The organism is Burkholderia multivorans ATCC BAA-247, from assembly GCF_000959525.1.
GTDB classification, from domain to species: domain Bacteria; phylum Pseudomonadota; class Gammaproteobacteria; order Burkholderiales; family Burkholderiaceae; genus Burkholderia; species Burkholderia multivorans.
The window spans coordinates 280058-302244 of the sequence record NZ_CP009832.1 but is presented as its reverse complement, the minus strand read 5'-3'; the positions used below and the strand labels follow the sequence as shown (position 1 = coordinate 302244).

Sequence of the window (22187 nt, the reverse complement as noted above, 5' to 3'; positions counted from 1 at the left end):
GGAGCACTACGATGTCGACGATCAACTCCGCCGTCACTTCCGCCACCAACTCGGCCAACAGCCTGCTGCAGCAAGCTGCGCAATCGATCATCAGCGGTTCGACCGGCAACTCGTCGATGGACGTGAACTCGCTCGTGACGGCGCTCGTCAATGCGAAGACCGCCGGTCAGGCCGCCGCGCTCACCGCGCAGCAGACCAGCGACAACACCCAGATTTCCGCGTTCGGCGCCCTGTCGGCCGCGCTGAGCGCCTTGCAGGCCGGCCTCACGACACTGTCGAACGGCTCGCTGCAGAACACCTTCACCGCCACCGCAAGCGGCACCGGCCTCACCGCGACCGCTGGCGCCGGCGCCGTTGCGGGCAGCTACTCGGTCGGCGTTACGCAGATCGCGACGTCGCAGTCGCTGTCCTCGGCCGCATTCGGCGCGTCGACCGCGCTCGGCACCGGCACGATGACGCTGTCGCTGGGCAGCCAGTCGTTCACCGTCGACGTCAACGGCGCGAACAACACGCTGTCCGGCATCGCCGCCGCGATCAACAACGCGACCGGCAACCCGGGCATCGTCGCGTCGGTCGTCAACGGCAGCGACGGCGCGCATCTCGTGCTCAGCTCGACGCCGACGGGCGCGGCCAACACGATCAGCGTCTCGCTCAGCAACGTCGCCAACGACAAAGGGCTGTCGAGCCTCGGTGTCACGTCGACGGCCAGCACGACGGGCGGGCAGTCGACGGTCACGTCCGCGAACGGCAGCGCAGCGTGGAAGCAAAGTACCGCCGCGCAGGACGCCGCGTTCACGATCAACGGGATTGCCGGCACGAGCGCGACCAATGCCGTGACGGGCGCAATCACGGGCGTCACGCTGAACCTGACCGCCGCGGCCGTCAGCGCGACGCAGCCGATGACGCTGACCGTCGCGGCCGATACGAAGAGCCAGGCCAACGCGATCAGCAATTTCGCGACGCTCTACAACACGCTCGTCACGACGATGGGCTCGCTGTCGAGCTTCACGTCCGGCGCGTCGTCGCAGGGCCCGCTGCTGGGCGACTCGACGCTGAATACGATCCGCAATGCATTGGCGTCGATCGTCGCCGGCGGCGTCACGAACAACGGCTCGACCGTGAACCTCGCGTCGATCGGCGTCACGCTGCAGGCCGACGGCACGCTGCAGGTCGACAGCACGGCGCTCAATAGCGCGCTGCAGAACAATCCGACGGGCGTCGCATCGCTGTTCAACTCGACGAACGGTATCGGCGAGCAGCTGACGACCAGCATCACGAACTACACGAAGACGAACGGACTGATCGCCGCGCGGACGACCGCGCTCAGCAACGACCTGAAGAGCGTCGCGCAGCAGCAGACGGCGCTGTCGACCTATGCGGCGCAGCTGACGAGCCAGTACCAGGCGCAGTTCACGGCGCTCAATACGCTGATGGCGACGATGAACAACAATTCGCAGTACCTGACGCAGCTGTTCGGCGGCACGAACAGCGCCGGCGCGCTGTCGAGCAACAAGAGCTGAGCGCGATCCGGACCCGGGAGCCACGATGGAACAGACCGAACTGATCGCGCAGCTCGACGCGCTCACCGATGCAATCGAGCACGCGGCCGCGATGGCCGACTGGACCGAGGCGGTACGCCTCGCCGCGGCGCGCGAGCCGCTCGTCCTGTCGCTCTCGGCCGACCAGCCGCCCGCCGGCATCGCCGCGATCCGGCGCATGCAGGCCAGCAACGAGCGCATCTTCGCCGATGCGCAGCGCGCACAGCGGGAACTCGCCGACGAATACCAGGCGGCGATGAGCCGCGTGCAGGCCGCCGGCCAATACCAGAACATCGCCAGCCGCTGACGCGCGCCGGCTGCCGCGCGTGACCGTGCGGCCCACCCGACAACAAGAACAACGCGCTGATGTGAGGGCGCGCTCGTTCGACTCCGCCCGCCTCGCGCGGGCGTTTTTTTGCGTGTCGCACGCCGTGTCGCCGCGCCGCCGCTCGCCGCTCAATTGCCCAAACTGACCGTGCTTTTACCGTCACCTCGCGGCATCGGCGCGGCGGCCCGCTACCCATAATCGTAGGGACCGACTTTCCGCAGATTCGATCATGCCCCCGTCCGCCCCGGCCACGCTCACGCCCGAACAGCAGCTCGCGCAGGATATTGCGCTCGTCATGGAAAACGCGCTCGAGCGCCAGCGCAGCGGCGCGTTTGCCGAAGCGCAGGCGCTGTACGAAGCGATCCTCGATGCGATGCCCGCGCATGCGGACGCCCGCTACAACCTCGCGGTCCTGCTGGTCGATACGGGCCGGCCGGCCGACGCGCTGCCGCATTTCGAAGCCGCGCTCGGCGCGAATCCGGCGAACGGCTACTACTGGGTCAGCTACATCCATGCACTGCATCGCAGCGGACAAACGCCGGCCGCCTGGATTGCGGTCGAGATCGCCCAGCAGCGCGGCGTGCGCGGTCCTGCGCTCGACGGACTGATCGCCCAGATGGCCATGCCGGACGCGCGGCTCGCGACGGCCGCTGCGGCGATTGCGCCCACGGGCGTCGGCGCGGCGATCGTGGCCGAGACTGTCGCCGAAGCGGCCGCACCGAACGGCGCCGGCAGGGCGGTTCGCCGCGCGAGTGCGCATCAGCTGCAAAAGCATGCGGCACTGTTCGAGAAGGGCAAGCACGACGAAGCTACCGCGCATGCACAACGGCTCGTCGCGGAATACCCGGACGATGGTGCGTGCTGGCGCGCGCTGTCCGCATCGCTGCACAAGAGCGGCCGCTATGCCGAGATGATCGATGCCGGTCTGCGCACCATCGCGCTGCTGCCCGACGAAGTGCTCGTGCGGATCCTGCTCGCCGACACGCTGCGCGTGATGAACCGCCTCGCGGAAGCCGACGACACGTGCCGACGCCTGCTGGAATTGCGGCCGGATCACGCGGAAGCGCTCCGCATCCACGGCCTCGTGCTGTTCGCGCTGCGTCGCGCAGACGAAGCGATCGCCGCATGCCGGCGCGCGGTCGAACTCGCGCCCAACGCCGCGGCACCGAACGGCACGCTCGGCTTCCTGCTGCTCGAACTCGGTGCGACCCAGGAAGCACTCGGCTGGCTTCGCCGTGCAATCGAAATCGACCCGACCGACAGCGTCACGCACAGCAGCATGCTGTTCTGCCTTGCACACAGCAGCGATCTCGATCCGCAAGCGCTGGTGGCCGAACATCGCAAGTTCGGCCAGCGCTACGAAGATCGCAAGCGCAAGCGAGCGGCGGCTTTCTCGAATTCGCGCGACCCGGCACGCCGGCTTCGGGTCGGCTTCGTATCGGGCGACCTGTTCAACCATGCGGTGGCGTCCTACGCAGTTCCCGTGATCGAACATCTCGCCGCCGACACCGGCATCGCGATGCCCTTCTATCACAACCATGTCGAAGAAGATCAGACATCCGAACGCTTCAAGGCCTGTGCGGCAGGCTGGCGCAACGTCGCCGGCATGAGCGATCACGCGTTCCTCGAGCGCGTTCGCAGCGACCGGATCGACATCGCGATCGATCTGTCGGGCCACACCGGACGCAATCGGCTCGTCGCGCTCGCGCAACGTGCGGCGCCGGTGCAGGCGTCCTGGATCGGCTATCCGGCGACGACCGGCCTCGCGTCGATGGACTATTACCTCACCGATCGATTCGTTGCGCCGCACGGCGTATTCGATGATCAATTCGTCGAGCAGATCGTGCGGCTGCCCGCGATCGCGCCGTTCATGCCGCCGCCGCACTGCCCGCCGGTCAATGCGCTGCCCGCGTTGCACAACGGCTATACGACGTACGGCAGCTTCAACCGCCTGAACAAGCTGAGCCCGCGAGTCGTCGCGGTGTGGGCGCGCGTGCTGCATGCGGACCCGACGGCACGCATGGCGCTCGGCGCGATCGGCAATGCCGGCGATCAGCGCACGCTGACCGAATGGTTCGCCGCGGCCGGCATCGACGCGAGCCGTCTGACGTTCCATCCGCGCTCGAACATCCCCGTCTACATGCAGCAGCATCACGGCGTGGACCTTTGCCTCGATGCCTTTCCGTACACCGGTTCGACGACCACGCTGAATGCGCTGTGGATGGGCGTTCCCACCGTGACGATCCCCGGCTCGACGGTGGCCGGGCGCGGTAGCGCCGGCTGGCTGCAGCATGTCCGGCTCGACGAATATATCGCGAAGGACGAGGACGACTTCGTCGCGAAGGCCGTCGCGCTCGGCCGCGACACCGCCGCGCTGCACGTGCTGCGCACGGGTCTGCGCGCACGTTGCGCGCAGTCGGCTGCGTTCCGGCCAGCCGTCGTCGCGGCGGGCCTGTCGTCGGCGCTGCGCACGATGTGGCGGCGCTGGTGCGCAGGCGAACCCGCCACAGCATTCGATACGCCGTTGTTCGACGATGCGGCCGCCGTGCCCGATACGGTCGACGCCTGATCGCCGCGCCATTCGAGAGAGACCGCCATGACCGCCAGCCTGCCCGCCTCGTCCGTCGCGCAATTGCCGAACGAACGCATCTACGTCACGCAACCGCACTTGCCGCCGCTCGAAGACTTCCTGCCATACCTCGAGAAGATCTGGGAAAGCAGGACGCTCACCAACGGCGGCCCGTTCCACCAGCAGTTCGAGCGCGCGCTCTGCGAGTATCTCGGCGTTCCGTATCTGTCGCTGTTCGCCAACGGCACGCTCGCGCTCGTGACCGCGCTGCAGGCGCTACGCATCAACGGCGAGGTCATCACGACGCCTTATTCGTTCGTCGCGACCGCGCATTCGCTGCTGTGGAACGGCATCAAGCCGGTATTCGTCGACGTGACGCCCGGCACGCTCAATCTCGACCCGGCGCGCATCGAGGCGGCCATCACGCCGCAAACCACCGCGATCATGCCCGTGCATTGCTACGGCAATCCGTGCGACGTCGACGCAATTCAGAAGATCGCCGACAACTACAACCTGCGCGTGATTTACGACGCCGCGCATGCGTTCGGCGTACGCACCGACACCGGCAGCGTGCTGACCCACGGCGATTTGTCGGTGCTGAGCTTCCATGCGACGAAGGTGTTCAATACGTTCGAAGGCGGCGCGATCATCTGCCCCGACGCGAAGACCAAGCAGCGGATCGACCATCTGAAGAATTTCGGGTTCGTCGACGAAGTCACGGTCGTCGCGCCCGGCATCAACGGGAAAATGAGCGAGATCAACGCCGCGTTCGGGATGCTGCAGCTGCAGCACATCGACGCCGCGCTTGCGCGCCGCCGCGAGATCGACACGCTGTACCGCACGCTGCTGAGCGACGTGCGCGGGATTCGCTGCCTGCCGCGCGGCGACCATGCGGTCGCGAACTACGCGTATTTCGCGATCCTCGTCGACGAAGCATATCCGCTCGACCGCGATGCGCTCTATCGCAAGCTGCGCGACTACGACGTCTACGCGCGCCGCTACTTCCATCCGTTGATTTCGGAGTTCCCGATGTATCGCGGCTTGCCGTCCGCGAACCGCGACAACCTGCCCGTCGCGTCCGAGGCGTCGCGCAAGGTGCTATGCCTGCCGATCTATCCGGCGCTGACCGATGCGATGGTCCACCGCATCGTCGATCTGATCGCCGGCTGAGCCCGCGACATTCATAGATAGCGCTCGCCCGCCGCACGTTCGCGAATCCGGCGCGCCGGATTCCCGTATGCGACCGTGTACGGGTCGACGTCGCGTAACACCACGGCGCCCGCGCCGACGACAGCGTGCTCGCCCACCGCGATCCGGTGCCGCAGCATCGCGCCGAGGCCGATCGCCGCGCCGCGTCCGATCCGGCAGTTGCCGCCCGTCACGACGCCCGGCGCGAGGCTCGAGAAGTCGTCCATGACACCGTCGTGATCGAGCGACGCATTCGTGTTGACGATGCACGCTGCGCCGATCGCACAGCACGGATTGATCACAGCCCCCGCCATCACGACCGTACCCGCGCCGATCGTCGAAGCCTTGCCGACCCGCGCGGCAGGATGAATGGCCGTCACGTGCGGAAGATCCGGCACGATCGACGCGAGCGTCGCCGTCACTTGCTCGCGCGCATGGTTGTCGCCGATGGCGACCAGCACGCCCGTGACCCGATGCGCGTCGACCAGTTGCGGCAAGTCGCGCTCGGCGCCGAGCACCGGATAACCGAGCGTCTGCTCGCCGCGCGATCGAAACGAATCGATCAAGCCGGCAATCCGGTACCGACCGGCCTGCTCGACGATGTCGATCACGACTTTGGCGTGCCCCGACGAACCCACGATCACGATGTTGTCCACGCGTGCCTCGATTGAACGGAAAAACAAAAATGCGATGAGTGCCGTCGCACGGTCTTGCACGGTGTGCCCAAGCGGTACGCTACGTGCAATGCGTCGTCAGCCGACACGGGCCGGCTCGTTCGCCGCGGTACGATGGTTCGCAAAATACGCCGCAAACGCCTCCCGCAAGCGCTCGGCCACCCTGATCCAGCTTTCCTCGCGCCCGCGTCGAAACAGCCGCATCGTGCCCGGATACCACGGCGAATCGTCGCGCTCGTGCAGCCAACGCCAGTCGACGTCCTGATTCGGCAACAGGACCCAGCACGGTTTGCCGAGCGACGCCGCCAGATGCGCGATCGACGTGTCGACGCAGACCACGAGATCGAGTTGCGCGACGATCGCCGCCGTATCGGCGAAATCGCCGATCTCCGAACCGAGATGCAGCAGCGGCAGGCCGCCCGGCGGCATGCGCGCCTCGTCTTCGCCCTGCCCCTTCTGCAGGCTCACGAATTGCACGCCCGGCACGCTCCACAATGGCGTCAGCAACGCGAGCGACGGCAGCGAACGATGCGCGTCGTTGTGATGCTTCGGGTTGCCTTTCCAGACGAGACCGACACGCGGACCGGCAGGCAGCGCGTCCAGCCGCACCCGCCACCGCGCGACGCGCTCGGGATCGGGCACGAGCCGCACCGGCGGCGGGATCGTGTCGAGCGTCGTCCCCGCATACAGCGGCGCGCTGAGCGGGCTCGTCCAGTAATCGAATTCGGCCGAACGCGCGATGGCCGCGTCGTGATCGAGCACCGCGTCGATGCCGTCGACCGTTTCCATGAGCCGATGCAGCGCCGGCTGACACGCGAATACCACACGCGCCGCGCCCCGCGCACGAAACTCGCTGAAATAGCGGCTGAACTGCAGCATGTCGCCGAGGCCATCCTCCTGCCACACGAGCAGCGTGCGGCCCGCGAGCGGCTCGCCCTGCCACTGCGCGCATCGCAGTATCTCGCGCGTGCGCCGATGGACGAACGTCGACTGCGCGTAGCGCGATTCATAGCGCCGCCAGCCTTCGTCGAACCGACCGAGGCCGAGCAGCAGCGTCGCGAGACCGAACTGCGCGTCCGCATAGTCGCCGCGCAGTTCGAGCGCGCGGCGGTATGCGCGCTCCGCATCCGCAAAGCGACCGGCATGCGCGAACGTCGCGCCGAGGTTGTAGTGCACTTCGGCCATCTGCGGCGCAAGGGCGAGCGCGTCGGCGAAGACCGCCATCGCTTCGTCGTGGCGTCCCTGCGCGCGCAGCACGCAGCCGAGATTGTTGTGCGCCTGTGCCAGGCCGGGGCGGCAGCGAATCGCATCGCGATACGCTGCTTCCGCTTCGGCGAGACGATCGAGATTCTGCAGCGCGACGCCGAGGTTGTAATGCGCCTCCGGATGATCGGGGCACAGGGCGAGCGCTTGCCGGCTCGCGGCTTCCGCTTCGGGCAGGCGCTGCATGTCGACGAGGATCGCGCCGAGATTCGCATGGGCGAGCGCGTGATCCGAACGCACGGCGATCGCGAGCCGATACGCGAGTTCGGCCTCGGCCTGCCGTCCGACGACACGCAGCACGTTGCCGAGATCGTTCAGCACTTCCGCCGACTGCGGCTCGAGCAGCAGTGCCTGCCCGAACGCCTGTTCGGCCTCGCTGAAGCGGCCGAGCATTTCGAGCAGCTTGCCGAGCCGATGATGATGCGACGCGCGCAGCGGCTCGACCGACTCGAGTTGCCGGCGCAGCACGTCTGCCGCGTCGGCGTATCGCTGCTGCGATACGAGCAAGGCGCAGAGGCCATCGTAAGGGGGCTCGAATGCCGGCATCGTGTCGATCGCACGCCGCCACCAGTGCTCCGCATCCGCGTGCCGGTTCAGGCCGAGCGCGCAGACGGCCGCGACATGCAGTGCCATGGCATCGGCCGCGGGCGTGTCGAGCAACGGCGCGACGAGCGACAGCGCGGCAGCGAACTGGCCGTTCTGGCATAGGGTCGCGGCACGTTGAACGGGCGCGGAATCGGCGGAAACGGGCGTCATCATCGGAGGCAGGCAAAGGGCCGTGCGCGCGACGATTTCGTTTCAGCGCGGACGGCTTCGGATGACAGGTTACCGAAGCGGATGTACGGGCGATGCGAGGAGATGAGCCCGTTCCGCGTGGTTGTTCGGCGGATGGGGTGTGGTGGCGGGTTGGTGGGTTGGCGGTGGCAAGCGGCCACCACCATCGACGGTTCATCGGACGCCGCCACCGCCTACACCAACGACTCAACTGTTCGACGAACACCCGCCGCAACTCGCCGCGCAGGAACTGGAACTGCACGAACTCGACGACGAGCAGCTCGGCCCGAAATCGCTTGCGTGGCTGCTGGGCGACGACCCGCTCGTTCCGTCCGCGCGCATCGCGGCCGCCATCAGCGGCGGCGGCTCCATCAACGCGCTCGCATGCATGGCCCACGCAGTGCCGGCCAGCGCGCCCGCACCGAACAGCGCGGTGGCCCACAGCAAATCGTCCGGCGTACCGCGTTCGTCGTGGCGATCGTTGCGGTGCGCGTCGAGCGTCGCCCGGCCGCCCACCGACAGGCCGCCGCGCCCGAAGCCCGTCAGACGCTCGGCGATGATGCCGTAGGCGATCGCGAATGCGGCCATGCCGATGCCGAGCAGCAGCACCGGCCGGCCGCGACTGAGTCCGACCGCGAGCTTTGCGATGCCCGTGCCCAGCACGATCAATACGATCGCGCGCGCCGCCAGCCGCGCCGCACGCATCTCGCCCGGCGCCCAAAGCCATTCACGCCGGTGCACGGCATCCGCGTATTGCGCCGCGCGCCGCGCGAGGAGCTGGCGGAACGCGCCGAAGCTCACTTCGCCGTCCGGCTGAGCGGCCAGCCATTCGCACTCGTCCGCGTAGGCGCCGGCGCGCGCCGCATCGACGAGCGTCACGCGCGTGCCCAGCCGGCCGGCCCGCCTCAGATCGATCGCGCCCGCCTGGATCAGCGACAGCGTCATCACCTGCACGACGCGCGTCTCTTCGCCGGCGATATACGCGAGCTGCTCGGCGCTCAGCTCCGGCACCGCTTCGCGCGTGAATACACGTCGGCGCCGGCAGCGGTATTCGACCTGCTGCAAGCCGACGATCAGCAGCAGCGCGACGATGCAGGCCGGGATATAGAACGCGAGGAACTGCGGCCCCGTGTAGTTCAGCACGTTGAGGTCCCGCGCCGACGCGCAGGTCGCCGCGACACTTGCGGCGGCTGCCGGCCACGCCAGCTTGGGCAGACGGTTACGCCAGTTGCGCCGCGCCGCAGGTGCCGCGGCCCCGCGCTCGTCCGGCGCGCGTGCGGTCGAGCCGCCGTCCGCGCGCGACGATTCGGTGTCCGCACGCGAACGCGCCGGACGCGGCCAGATCGATTCCGGCGGCTCGCAGCCGAACAGCCGACGATAGCTGTCGAGCGTGTCGCGATAGCGCTGCTCGTACACGCGTGCCTCGTCCGGCGCGCCTGTGCCGGGCATGTGATGCAGCGGCGCCTGCAATACGTCGGCACAGAACACCTCCCAGTATTCGCGCGTGTATTGCAGATGGAGATGCCATGCGGCGTCGACCGCGACCGACGGCGTGACCGCATGTCCGGCCGCCTGCGCGAGGAACGCGAAGCGCTTGTATTCCTCGATCACAGCCAGTGCGCGATCGTGCGACCAGCCTTCGGCGTCGGCGAGCCGCCGGCTGTATGGCAGCGGCGCATGGGGGTCGTCGGGAGAATAGGCGTTCAGGCGCGCGAGCAGCGCCTGCTGCCAGTCGGCCGGCATGTCGCCGGCGATCGGGGAAGACGGGGTGGTAGCCATCGGCATGGGCGCGATGCGCAGACGGCCGCCGCGATCGTCGCTCGAGTTGTCGTTGCGGGCGATTCTCGCATAACGCGCTTACGCGACGGCGAGGCGGCGTGAGGTGCTCGCGCCTTCACGCATGACTGCGCTGAGACCGGCGATGTATATCAGTGCGATGGAAACAACGACGAAGCGGAAAGCGACAGAGAGGAAAGCCTGAACAGGCAATGTGGCGCGCCCGGCTGGGATCGAACCAGCAACCCCTGCCTTCGGAGGGCAGTACTCTATCCATTGAGCTACGGGCGCCTGAGACAGTGAAACGACCCCAATAAACAAGATCGCCCACGATTTGGCAAGACGGCAAGGATACCCTGTTTCCGATGACGCGTCCACCTTGCGCGCCGGCTCCCGCCGCCACCCGCATCCCGTGCGGGTAAACACGCGCCATCGCGCCGCTCGCCGTGATGTAAACGTTCCGTCTATAATCGTCCGTGCTTCATTGGACAGCCATTTTGCCGTTGCACCGCGCTCACAATTCCTATTCACGGAGACGAGGCAAGCATGAGCGAAGCACCCCACGAATCTCCCGTCAAAACCCCCGGGCAGCTGATTGCCCTCATCATCGCGTCGTTCGCGATTCCGATTGCCCTCATCGTTCTGTTTGCCACCTATGCGAACCACGCGTTCCGCGCGGGCGCCGGCACGGACGCGCTGTCCGACGATCAGGTCGCGCGGCGCATCGCGCCGATCGCGCAGGTCGACGTGAAGGATGCCAACGCACCGCGCACGTACAAGACGGGTGAGGAGGTGTACAAGGCGGTCTGCGTCACGTGCCACGGCACGGGCGCCGCGGGCGCGCCGAAGTTCGGCAACAAGGACGACTGGGCGCCGCGCATCGCGCAAGGCTTCGACACGCTGCTGAAGACGGCGCTCGCCGGCAAGGGCGCGATGCCGCCGCGCGGCGGCACGAACCCCGACGACGTCAGCGACTACGAGATCGCGCGCGCGATCGTCTACATGGCGAACAACGACGGCGCGAACTTCCCCGAACCGGCCGCACCGGCCGCCAACGCCGCGCAGCCCGCCAGCGGCGCGGCAGGCGCATCGGGCGCCGCCGACGCGGCCAGCGCGCAGATCGCCGCCGCGCAGGCCGCGATCGCCGCGATTCCGAAGGCCGGCGAAAAACCGGCAGCCGCGCCGACGAGCGCCGACGCCGCCTCGGCCGGCAAGGCGCTGTACACGCAGGTCTGCCAGGCCTGCCACGCAGCCGGCGTGCTCGGCGCGCCGAAGTTCGGCAGCAAGGAAGACTGGGCGCCGCGCCTGAAGGACTCGATGGACACCGTCTACAACTACGCGCTGCACGGCAAGGGCGCGATGCCGCCGAAAGGCGGGTCGAACGCGTCGGATGCCGACGTGAAGGCGGCCGTCGACTACATGGTCAACGCAGCGAAATAACGCACGCCGCGCCATAAAAAACCCGCGACGCGTTGCGCGTCGCGGGTTTTTGTTTGTCCGCGCAATCGCCGCACCGGCGCTGCGGCATCACTTCTGCAGCAGCGCCTTCAGGCTCGCGAGGCGGTCCTTGGGCGTCATCGGCGCTTCCTCGGGCGTCGGCGGCGGCGCATCGTCGAGGCCCATCTCCGGAATGAACCGCGACGGCTCGCACACGACGGTCTCGCGCGCCCGCTTGCGCTTCTTGCACCAGTTGAGATGCAGGCTGCGCTGCGCGCGCGTGATCGCGACGTACATCAGCCGGCGCTCCTCCTCGATCCGCTCGTCGTCGATCGGGCCGTCGTCCTCGCTGCCGCCGCGGTGCGGCATGATGCCCTCCTCGACGCCGACGAGGAACACGTGCGGATACTCGAGCCCCTTCGACGCATGGACGGTCGACAGCCGCACGGCGTCCGGGTCCTCTTCCTTGCCTTCGAGCATCGACATCAGCGCGACGGTCTGGATCAGCCCGAGCAGGTTCTTGCCGGTATCGGCGAGCCCGTCCGCGTTGTGGAAACCGTCGGCCTCGCCGTCGACGGCTTCCGTCTCGGGCTTCGTGCCCTTGCGCTTCAGCCATTCGAGGAACTCGAGCACGTTCTGCCACTTCGACTGCGCCTGCCGCTCGTCGAACGCGTCGTACAGATACGCCTCGTAGTGGATCGCTTCCATCATGTCGTCCAGCACGACGGACGCGGGCTCCTTGTCCGCGCGCTCGGTCAGCCGCTGGATGAAGTCGCAGAACATCCGCAGCGGCTCGATCTGCCGCGCCGACAGCCGCGCCTCGATCCCGCCCATATAAACGGCCTCGAACAGCGATACCTTCGCCTGCCCGGCAAATGCGCCGAGCGCCTCGAGCGTCGTGTTGCCGATCCCGCGGCGCGGCGTCGTGACGGCGCGAATGAAGGCGGGATCGTCGTCGGCGTTCGCGATCAGGCGCAGATACGCGCACAGATCCTTGATCTCGGCCTTGTCGAAGAACGACTGGCCGCCGGACAGCACGTACGGAATCCGCTCGCGCCGCAGCACCTGTTCGAAGATTCGCGCCTGGAAGTTGCCGCGATAGAGGATCGCGTAGTCGCGGAACTGCGCGCGCCGCTCGAACTTGTGCGCGGACAGCCGGAACACGACCGATTCGGCCTCGTGCTCCTCGTCGTTGCACGCGGTGACGGTGATCGCGTCGCCCATCCCGTGCTCGGACCACAGCTTCTTCTCGAACAGCTTCGGATTGTTCGCGATGACGTTGTTCGCGGCAGTCAGGATCCGCACCGTCGACCGGTAGTTCTGCTCGAGCTTGATCACGTGCAGCTTCGGAAAATCCTTGCCGAGCTGCGCCAGGTTCTCGAGCGTCGCGCCGCGCCAGCCGTAGATCGCCTGGTCGTCGTCGCCGACCGCCGTGAACGCGGCGCGCGGGCCCGCGAGCAGCTTCAGCAGCTGGTACTGGCACGCGTTCGTGTCCTGGTATTCGTCGATCAGCAGGTAGCGCAGCTTGTTCTGCCAACGGTCGCGCACCTGCTCGTTCTTCGCGAACAGCTCGGTCGGCAGCCGGATCAGGTCGTCGAAGTCGACGGCCTGGTACGCGTGCAGCGTCGCGACGTAGTTGCGGTACACGAGCGCGGCCTGGTGCTCGTCCTCGTTCGCGGCGATCGTCATCGCCTCCTCGGGCGTGACGAGGCCGTTCTTCCACAGCGAAATGATGTTCTGGATCTTGCGGATCAGGCCCTTGTCGGTCGTGCCGATCTGCTCCTGGATCATCCCGAAGCAGTCGTCCGAATCCATGATCGAGAACTGCGGCTTCAGGCCGACGTGCTCGGCCTCCTGGCGCAGGATCTGCACGCCGAGCGAGTGGAACGTGCAGACGGTCAGCTGGTTCACGGGCACCTTGCGCCCTTCCTTGCCGGGCGTCGTGAGCGTCTTGCCTTCGAGCAGCTTCGACACGCGCTCGCGCATTTCGGCGGCCGCCTTGTTCGTGAACGTGACGGCCGCGATGTGGCGCGGCTCGAAGCCCTTCGCTTCGATCAGGTGCGCGATCTTCTGCGTGATCACGCGGGTCTTGCCGCTGCCCGCGCCGGCGAGCACGAGGCAGGGACCGTCGAGGTAGCGCACCGCTTCGTTCTGAGCGGGGTTCAGGCCTGCGGACATGATGTCGGATGATGTTGCGGTTGACGGCGATAGGCCGGGAGGATGCCGCGCGCGCCGGAGGCTGCGAAGCACGCGCATGCGCGGACGGGACGCGCATGTTAACACGTCGGCGGCGCGCGTTTCGCGAAGCCCGCCGCCGAGCGCCGGCACGGCACGGCGCGGCACGCCGCGCCCGCGATCGCGCGGTTGGCGCAGCGCCGGCGCGCACCGCCCTCGCACCTCGGCCGAACGGCCGATCGCGCCCCACCGCGGCGTCATGCCAAAATAGCCAGTCGTCATCGCGCCGCCCCGGCACGCGATCCTTCCGTTTCATTCGTCGCCAGGAATTGCCATGTCGTCATTGCTCAGGATTGGTCTGATGGGTTTCGGTTTCGCCGGCGCCACGTTTCACGCGCCGGTGATCGCCGCGAGCGGCCGCACGGAAGTCGCCGCGATCGCGACGGGTCAGCCCGATCGCGCGCGCGCCGCGTATCCGGGCGCGCGCATCGTCGCCGATCTCGACGCGCTGCTCGCACTCGACGACATCGATTGCGTGGTGATCGCCACGCCGAACGACACGCACTTCGCGCTCGCGCGCCGCGTGCTCGAGGCGGGCCGCCACGTCGTCGTCGACAAGCCGGTCACGCTGACCGCCGACGAAGCGCTCGCGCTCGCCCGGCTCGCGAACGCGCGCAGCCGCTTGTTCGCGCCGTTTCACAACCGCCGCTGGGACGGCGATTTCCTCACGGTGCGGCGACTCGTCGAAGCGGGCGAGCTCGGCCGCCTCACCTATTTCGCATCGCACTTCGACCGCTTCCGGCCCACGCCGCGCACGCGCTGGCGTGAGGAGCCGGCCCGCGGCGGCGGCCTGCTGCTCGACCTCGGCCCGCACCTGATCGATCAGGCACTCGCGCTGTTCGGGCTGCCCGAGACGGTGAGCGCGACCGTCAAGACGCGCCGCGACAACGGCACCGCGCCGGATTTCGTACATCTGCTGCTCGGCTATCCGGACAAGGACGTCGCGCTGCACGCGAGCGCGCTGTCGGCGATCGAGCCGGCGCGCTTCACGCTGCACGGCACGCGCGGCAGCTATCAGAAATACGGCCTCGACACGCAGGAAGACCAGCTGAAGGCCGGCCTTACGCCCGACGACGTCGAATTCGGCGGCGGCAACCGCCCGGGCGTGCTGCGCGTGCTCGAGGGCGAGATCGAAGTCGAGCGGCCGGTGCCGACGCTCGACGGCCAGTACGCGGAGTTCTATCGCGCGCTCGCCGCGGCGGTGCAAGACGCGGCGCCGTTCCCGGTCACACCGCAGGACGCGGTCGACGTGATGACGATCATCGAGCTCGCCGCACAGAGCGAGCACGACGGGCGACGGTTGCCGTTCGTGCGGCGCACGATCTGACGGCACGCGCCGCGGCAGCGCGGCTCGGGGCGCCTGCCGCCGCGCTTGGGCAGCCGCGTCAGCGCGGTCGGCCTCGACCACCGCGCAAGCGCGAGCCGCTTTCGGCGGCCGTCCCGCCGGCGCCGGCTGCCGCCCGGCCCAACCCGGCTCAACATTCCGTTACAACTGGCGCGGGAACGAAAGTCAGCGGTACGCCGGTCTGACGCGTTTCCCAAAAAGCCGATCCGACACCCTATCGTCAGGAGAATTCGATGCAACGGTTGGTTCGCGCAGCGCTCTGCTGCGTCCTGATTTCTTCGCTCGCCGCATGCGTCGTCGAGCGGCCGCGGCCTGTCCGTCCGGCGCCCGCCCCTGCGGCCCCGGCGCCGCGCCCGAATCCGCAGGCGGCGGCCAACGAGCGGATGCAGCAGGTGCTCGGCCGCATCGACATCCTTCATCACCGCATCGACACACACGTGAACGGCGGCGCGTATCCGCCGCCGTACGGCGCCCAGCTGCACCATCGTCTCGACGTGATCCGGCAGGAATCGAGCGACATGGCCGGCCAGCACGGCGGCGGGCTGTCGGCCGACGAACAGCGCGTGCTGAATCAGGAACTGGACACGGCCGCGCGCGCGATCGGCGAGTGATCCGGCACCCGTCGCGGCTGGGAAACGGGGCGGTGTCGGGCACCGCCGCTTGTCGCGAAGCGACATTCTTTTGCTCAAATTGACAAGGCTCGACCGCTCGCGTACAGTCGCCCGCACGCGTCGGGAGAGCGCGTGACCGCAGCGTTTCAGCACCGGTCGCGCCGCCGAAGGGGCACACCCGCAAACTCTCAGGCAAAAGGACCGACCGCGTCGGGGAATCCCGTCCGCGCTTCGCGCGGGCCGCACCACTCCCCGCACTCTGGAGAGCGGCAGTAGCCGGCTGCGCATGCAGCGCCGGCAGGCTGCCCACCGAAGGGGCGCGCGTTCGCCGGGGCAATCCCGCAGCGCAATCTCTCAGGTATCGAGGACAGAGGGGCATGTACAGGATCGCTCGCCGGCCCATCGCCGCAGCGGTCGGCACATGGCCGTTCTGATCCGCGCGCAAGCGCCTTGCCTGAGGCCTCGATGACTGCACTGAAACATACCCCGCTCAACGCCGCGCATCGCGCACTCAATGCCCGCATGGTCGATTTCGGCGGCTGGGACATGCCCGTCAACTACGGCTCGCAGATCGAAGAGCACGAAGCGGTGCGCACCGACGCCGGCATGTTCGACGTGTCGCACATGTGCGTCGTCGATTTCACCGGCAGCCGCGCGCGCGCCTTCTTCGAGCACGCGATCGCGAACAACGTCGGCAAGCTGAAGACGCCCGGCAAGGCGCTCTACTCGTGCCTGCTCAATCCGCAAGGCGGCGTCATCGACGACCTGATCGTCTATTACTTCACCGAAGACTTCTTCCGCGTGGTCGTCAACGCCGGCACGGCCGACAAGGACATCGCCTGGTTCAATCAGCTCAACGAGCAAGGCGGCTACGGGCTCACGATCGCGCCGCGCCGCGATTTCGCGATCGTCGCCGTACAGGGTCCGAACGCACGCGAAAAGGTCTGGGCGACCGTGCCCGCCGCGCGCGCCGCGACGAGCGAGCTGAAGCCGTTCAACGCCGCGCAGGTCGCCGGCACGCCGTTCGGCGATCTGACGGTCGCGCGCACCGGCTACACGGGCGAGGACGGCTTCGAAGTGATCGTCCCCGCCGTGCACGTCGAGGCGCTGTGGAACGCGCTGCAGCAGCACGGCGTGCGTCCGTGCGGGCTCGGCGCGCGCGACACGCTGCGGCTCGAAGCCGGCATGAACCTGTACGGGCAGGACATGGACGACACCGTGTCGCCGCTCGACGCGGGCCTCGCGTGGACGGTCGACCTGTCGACGCCGCGCGCGTTCGTCGGCCGCGAAGCGCTCGAGCGCGACGGCACGCGCGCCGCCTTCGTCGGCCTGATCCTGCAAAAGGAAAACGGCAAGGCGGGCGGCGTGCTGCGCGCGCACCAGAAGGTCGTCACGCCGCACGGCGAAGGCGAGATCACGAGCGGTACGTTCTCGCCCTCGATGCAGGAATCGATCGCGTTCGCACGCGTGCCGACGGCCGTTCAGGTCGGCGACACGGTTCATGTGCAGATTCGTGACAAGCAACTTCCCGCGCGCGTGGTAAAACTGCCGTTCGTGCGCAACGGCAAGGTCCTCGCTGCGTAACGACCGGGAGTGCCTCCCGGCTCGCCGGGATATGGCGCCCGGCAAAACAACCGCATCGGCGCGCCCGCACGGCGCGCCGGCACAACGAATCACACTTTTATCCAGGAGCATCCGATGAGCAACGTCCCGGCCGATCTGAAGTACACCGAGGAACACGAGTGGATCCGTACCGAAGCAGACGGCACGCTGACGGTCGGCATCACCGATCACGCGCAGAGCACGCTCGGCGACATCGTCTTCCTCGAACTGCCGGAAGTCGGCAAGCAGGTGACGGCCGGCGACGCGGTGGGCGTCGTCGAGTCGGTGAAGGCCGCGTCCGACATCTATTCGCCGGTGTCGGGCGAAATCGTCGAGATCAACTCGGCGATCGTCGACACGCCGGACTCGGTCAACAGCGACGCATACGCGAGCTGGCTGTTCAAGATCAAGCTCGCCGACGGTGCATCGACCGACAAGCTGATCGACGCGGCCGCCTACGGCAAGCTGATCGACTGATTTTTCCGACCCGAAACGCGCGGGGCCGGCAGCCATCCGGCGCCGCGCAAGCCGGAGGCGGCCGCCGCGCCGCTTCCGGTCGACCGCCCAGCATGGGGCCGGACCGGCGCCGATACGCCGCTCCGTCCCGATAGGAACGCCATGAAGCTCGAACACCCGGACCGCCTGATGAACCGCACGCCCCTCTCGCTCGCCGCGCTCGAAACGCACGACGCGTTCGCCGAACGCCACATCGGCCCCGATGCCGCCAGCCAGCAGGCCATGCTCGACACGCTCGGCTTCGCGTCGCGCGCCGCGCTGATCGACGCCGTGATCCCGGCCTCGATCCGCCGCAACGAAACGCTGCCGCTCGGCCCGTTCTCGCAGCCGAAGAGCGAAGCCGAAGCGCTTGCCGCGCTGCGTGCGCTCGCGGACAAAAACCAGGTGTTCCGCTCGTATATCGGCCAGGGCTATTACGACACGCATACGCCGGCCGTGATCCTGCGCAATGTGCTCGAGAATCCGGCGTGGTACACGGCCTACACGCCGTACCAGCCCGAAATTTCGCAGGGCCGTCTCGAGGCGCTGCTGAACTTCCAGCAGATGGTGACCGACCTGACGGGCCTCGCGATCTCGAACGCATCGCTGCTCGACGAGGCAACCGCGGCGGCCGAAGCGATGACGCTGCTGCAGCGCGTCGGCAAGCCGAAGTCGAACGTGTTCTACGTCGCCGACGACGTGCTGCCGCAGACGCTCGAAGTGATCCGCACGCGCGCGCTGCCGATCGGCATCGAAGTGAAGACGGGCCCGGCGGCCGACGCCGCGCAGTCGAACGCGTTCGGCGTGCTGCTGCAATATCCGGGCGTGAACGGCGACGTGCGCGATTACCGCGCGCTCACCGATGCGATCCATGCGGCCGGCGGCCACGTCGTCGTCGCGGCCGACCTGCTCGCGCTGACCGTCCTGACGCCGCCCGGCGAATGGGGCGCGGACGTTGCGGTCGGCAACACGCAGCGCTTCGGCGTGCCGATGGGCTTCGGCGGGCCGCACGCCGCATATCTCGCGGTGCGCGACGAATTCAAGCGCCAGATGCCGGGCCGCCTCGTCGGCGTGACGGTCGACGCGCAGGGCAAACCGGCGCTGCGCCTCGCGCTGCAGACGCGCGAACAGCATATCCGCCGCGAAAAGGCGACGTCGAACGTCTGTACGGCGCAGGCGCTGCTCGCGATCATGGCGAGCATGTACGCGGTCTATCACGGCCCGCACGGCCTGAAGACGATCGCGCTGCGCGTGAACCGCATCGCCGCGCTGTTCGCGGCCGGCGTGAAGCAGCTCGGCTTCGCGACGGTCAACGACACGTTCTTCGATACGGTCACGGTAGACACCGGCGCACGCACCGCGCAGGTCCACGCATTCGCGAACGCGAAGCGCATCAACCTGCGCCGCGTCGGCGACACGCGCGTCGGCGTATCGATCGACGAAACGACGACGCGCGACGATCTCGCCGATCTGCTCGCGGTGTTCGCGCAGGCAGCGGGCGGCACCGCGCCGTCCGTCGACGCATTGGATGCGGGCCTGGGCGGCGAAGCCGCGCTGCCGGCCTCGCTCGTGCGTACCAGCGCGTACCTGACGCACCACGTGTTCAACCGCCACCATTCCGAAACGGAAATGCTGCGCTACCTGCGCAGCCTGTCGGACAAGGATCTCGCGCTCGACCGCTCGATGATCCCGCTCGGCTCGTGCACGATGAAGCTGAACGCGACTTCCGAGATGCTGCCGGTCACGTGGCCCGAATTCGGCCGCATCCACCCGTTTGCGCCGGCCGAGCAGACCGTCGGCTATCGCGAGATGATCGACCAGCTCGAGCAGATGCTCGTCGCGGCCACCGGCTACGCGGCCGTGTCGCTGCAGCCGAACGCGGGTTCGCAGGGCGAGTACGCGGGCCTGCTGATCATTCACGCGTACCATGCATCGCGCGGCGAAGGCCACCGCGACGTGTGCCTGATTCCGGCGTCCGCGCACGGCACCAACCCGGCGTCCGCCCACATGGCCGGCATGAAGGTCGTGGTCGTCGCGTGCGACGCGCAAGGCAACGTCGACATCGCCGATCTGAAAGCGAAGGCCGAGCAGCATTCGGCGAACCTCGCGGCGATCATGATCACCTATCCGTCGACGCACGGCGTGTTCGAGCAGAACGTGCGCGAGATCTGCGAGATCGTGCATGCGCACGGCGGCCAGGTGTACGTCGACGGCGCAAACATGAACGCGATGGTCGGCCTGACCGCGCCGGGCCAGTTCGGCGGCGACGTGTCGCACCTGAACCTGCACAAGACGTTCTGCATCCCGCACGGCGGCGGCGGCCCGGGCGTCGGCCCGGTCGCGGTCGGCGCGCACCTCGCGAAGTTCCTGCCGAACCAGCGTTCGACGGGCTACACGCGCGGCGAAGACGGCATCGGCGCGGTATCGGCCGCGCCGTACGGCTCGGCGTCGATCCTGCCGATCTCGTGGATGTACATCGCGATGATGGGCGCGAAGAATCTGACGGCCGCCACGGAAACCGCGATCCTCAACGCGAACTACATCGCCAAGCGCCTCGCGCCGCACTATCCGGTGCTGTATTCGGGCCCGGGCGGGCTGGTCGCGCACGAGTGCATTCTCGATCTGCGTCCGATCAAGGAATCGAGCGGGATCACCGTCGACGACGTCGCGAAGCGCCTGATGGACTACGGCTTCCACGCACCGACGATGAGCTTCCCGGTGCCGGGCACGCTGATGGTCGAGCCGACCGAATCGGAGTCGAAGGAAGAACTCGACCGCTTCATCGACGCGATGATCGCGATCCGCGACGAAATCCGCGCGGTCGAGGAAGGCCGCGCCGATCGCGAGGACAACCCGCTGCGTCACGCGCCGCACACGGCCGCGGTCGTCACCGCGAACGAATGGCCGCACGCGTACTCGCGCGAGCAGGCTGCGTACCCGGTCGCGTCGCTCGGCACGAACAAGTACTGGCCGCCGGTCGGCCGCGCGGACAACGCGTACGGCGACCGCAACCTGTTCTGCGCGTGCGTGCCGATGTCGGAATACGCATAACGCAGCGCCGGTCCGATCGTCCGGCACGCCTTGCCCCGCACGCCGCCGCGCGCAGCGTGCGGGGCGCGCGCCGCAGGCCGATCCGCCTCACATTCGTCCGCCAATCCGGCTAACATCACGCGATCCAGCCAAACGAGGAGTTCCGTATGGTGCGTCCGATGTTTCCGGGCCACGACGCGACGCAGACGCAGCGCCGCATGCGCGCCGGCCGCTTCGTGCCGACGCTCGCCGCGTCGCTGTCGCTTGCCGCTGCCGGCTTCGGCGCGGCCGGCAGCGCGCACGCGGCGATGAATTTCTGCGCGGCGCCTGCCCTGCAGGCGAGCGAGACGACGCATGCCGAACCGGGCGTGCAGGCGCTGATCCGCAGCGTCGACGCGCGCATCGGCGAGCAGCCGCACGCGATGGCGCGCGTGCACACCGAAGGCACGCTGCCGCACGAGGGGATCTACGATCAGAGTGTCGAAGCACTGAAGGACATGGATCTGATGCGCGACGCCGCGCTCGCCTGGCGCGTGACGAATACGCCGCGGTATCTGCAGCTCGTTGACCGGTTCCTGTCCGCGTGGGTTTCGACGTATCAACCGAGTTTCAATCCGATCGACGAGACGCGCTTCGAGAGTCTGATCCTCGCGTACGACATGACCGCGAGCGCGCTGCCGGTGAAGACGCGCAACGCGACGTCGGCGTTCATCGCGAAGCTCGGCGCCGGCTATGTCGCGCAGATCGACGCGCAGAAGCGGCCGCTCACCGGCATCTGGCGCAACAACTGGCAGAGTCATCGGATCAAGCTGATCGCGCTGTCCGCGTTCACGCTCGGCGACCGGAAGATGATGAACGCCGCGCAGCGGCTGTTCGCCGAGCATCTGGCCGACAACATCGGCCCGGACGGCGCGACCTCGGATTTCGGCGAACGCGATGCGCTGCACTATGCGGTCTACGATCTGCAGCCGCTCGTCACGGCCGCGCTGGCCGCGCGCCGCTTCAACCGCAACTGGCTGCGCGAGCGCGGAACGAACGGCGCGACGCTCGCCGCGGCGCTCGACTGGCTCGTACCGTACGCGCTCGGCGAGAAGACGCACGAAGAATTCGTGCATTCGACGGTACCGTTCGATGCGAAGCGTCGCGAGGCCGGCTTGCCGGGCTATACGGGGCAGTGGGACCCGAAAAACGCCACCGAACTGTTTCATCTCGCTGCGCGGCTCGACGGACGCTACGCCCGCGTCGCGCAGCAGCTTTCTCCAACGCCGCCCGCATGGCTCGCCGCGTGCCTGCCGTTGCAGGCGCGCTAGTTTTTTATCGCA

At 68.1% G+C, this 22187-nt stretch carries 15 protein-coding genes, 1 tRNA gene and 2 riboswitches; of the genes, 11 read left to right on the top strand and 5 right to left on the bottom strand.

The window, feature by feature from the left end; genetic code table 11:
• The first annotated feature begins 11 nt into the window (after positions 1-11).
• The 4 genes from fliD to vioA all read left to right on the top strand — a co-directional run bounded on the left by fliD (position 12) and on the right by vioA (position 5605).
• Positions 12-1520, top strand: coding sequence for a flagellar filament capping protein FliD (gene fliD / locus NP80_RS13810; RefSeq protein WP_006408300.1), 1509 nt, complete (start codon positions 12-14; stop codon positions 1518-1520).
• 25 nt (positions 1521-1545) lie between these two features.
• Positions 1546-1845, top strand: a complete 300-nt coding sequence (gene fliT / locus NP80_RS13805; RefSeq protein ID WP_006408299.1) for a flagellar protein FliT — start codon at positions 1546-1548, stop codon at positions 1843-1845.
• 250 nt (positions 1846-2095) lie between these two features.
• Positions 2096-4435 carry a tetratricopeptide repeat protein gene (locus tag NP80_RS13800; RefSeq protein ID WP_006411255.1) on the top strand — a complete coding sequence of 780 codons (2340 nt, stop codon included), beginning with the start codon at positions 2096-2098 and terminating at the stop codon, positions 4433-4435.
• 27 nt (positions 4436-4462) lie between these two features.
• Positions 4463-5605 (top strand): dTDP-4-amino-4,6-dideoxy-D-glucose aminotransferase VioA, encoded by a 1143-nt coding sequence (gene vioA, locus NP80_RS13795; protein ID WP_006411258.1) that lies wholly within the window; start codon positions 4463-4465, stop codon positions 5603-5605.
• Between the two features lie 11 nt (positions 5606-5616).
• On the opposite strand, the gene NP80_RS13790 is transcribed toward vioA, so the two are convergent.
• From NP80_RS13790 to NP80_RS13775, 4 genes are all read right to left on the bottom strand, one after another.
• Positions 5617-6279 (bottom strand): acetyltransferase, encoded by a 663-nt coding sequence (locus tag NP80_RS13790; protein ID WP_006411261.1) that lies wholly within the window; start codon positions 6277-6279, stop codon positions 5617-5619.
• A gap of 96 nt (positions 6280-6375) precedes the next feature.
• Positions 6376-8319, bottom strand: a complete 1944-nt coding sequence (locus NP80_RS13785; RefSeq protein WP_006411254.1) for a tetratricopeptide repeat protein — start codon at positions 8317-8319, stop codon at positions 6376-6378.
• A gap of 222 nt (positions 8320-8541) precedes the next feature.
• Positions 8542-10113, bottom strand: coding sequence for a TIGR04222 domain-containing membrane protein (locus NP80_RS13780; RefSeq protein WP_370445533.1), 1572 nt, complete (start codon positions 10111-10113; stop codon positions 8542-8544).
• A gap of 212 nt (positions 10114-10325) precedes the next feature.
• Positions 10326-10401: transfer RNA gene (locus NP80_RS13775), tRNA-Arg, on the bottom strand.
• A 255-nt stretch (positions 10402-10656) separates the two neighbouring features.
• Between NP80_RS13775 and NP80_RS13770 the strand changes: the two genes are divergently transcribed.
• The gene (locus tag NP80_RS13770) at positions 10657-11550 is read left to right on the top strand and encodes a c-type cytochrome (RefSeq protein WP_012212500.1); all 894 of its coding nucleotides are present in this window, start codon (positions 10657-10659) and stop codon (positions 11548-11550) included.
• Between the two features lie 87 nt (positions 11551-11637).
• Here NP80_RS13770 and NP80_RS13765 read toward each other — a convergent pair whose 3' ends face one another.
• Positions 11638-13725, bottom strand: coding sequence for a UvrD-helicase domain-containing protein (locus NP80_RS13765; RefSeq protein ID WP_012467743.1), 2088 nt, complete (start codon positions 13723-13725; stop codon positions 11638-11640).
• Between the two features lie 331 nt (positions 13726-14056).
• On the opposite strand from NP80_RS13765, the gene NP80_RS13760 reads away from it, so the two are divergent.
• The 6 genes from NP80_RS13760 to NP80_RS13735 all read left to right on the top strand — a co-directional run bounded on the left by NP80_RS13760 (position 14057) and on the right by NP80_RS13735 (position 22175).
• Entirely contained in the window at positions 14057-15109 is a 1053-nt protein-coding gene (locus NP80_RS13760; protein ID WP_035945761.1) for an oxidoreductase, read from the top strand.
• 251 nt (positions 15110-15360) lie between these two features.
• On the top strand, positions 15361-15738 hold the full coding sequence (locus tag NP80_RS13755) for a hypothetical protein (protein ID WP_035945763.1): 378 nt from the start codon (positions 15361-15363) through the stop codon (positions 15736-15738).
• 111 nt (positions 15739-15849) lie between these two features.
• Positions 15850-15952, top strand: a riboswitch (glycine riboswitch).
• 35 nt (positions 15953-15987) lie between these two features.
• Positions 15988-16119: riboswitch (glycine riboswitch) on the top strand.
• Positions 16120-16203: 84 nt separating this feature from the next.
• Positions 16204-17322 carry a glycine cleavage system aminomethyltransferase GcvT gene (gene gcvT, locus NP80_RS13750; RefSeq protein WP_006408844.1) on the top strand — a complete coding sequence of 373 codons (1119 nt, stop codon included), beginning with the start codon at positions 16204-16206 and terminating at the stop codon, positions 17320-17322.
• A 114-nt stretch (positions 17323-17436) separates the two neighbouring features.
• Positions 17437-17817: a glycine cleavage system protein GcvH gene (gene gcvH, locus NP80_RS13745; RefSeq protein ID WP_006401422.1), complete on the top strand. Its 381-nt coding sequence runs from the start codon at positions 17437-17439 to the stop codon at positions 17815-17817.
• A 141-nt stretch (positions 17818-17958) separates the two neighbouring features.
• Positions 17959-20886 carry an aminomethyl-transferring glycine dehydrogenase gene (gene gcvP / locus NP80_RS13740; RefSeq protein ID WP_006408288.1) on the top strand — a complete coding sequence of 976 codons (2928 nt, stop codon included), beginning with the start codon at positions 17959-17961 and terminating at the stop codon, positions 20884-20886.
• A 146-nt stretch (positions 20887-21032) separates the two neighbouring features.
• Positions 21033-22175: an alginate lyase family protein gene (locus tag NP80_RS13735; protein WP_006408286.1), complete on the top strand. Its 1143-nt coding sequence runs from the start codon at positions 21033-21035 to the stop codon at positions 22173-22175.
• Positions 22176-22187 lie beyond the last annotated feature (12 nt).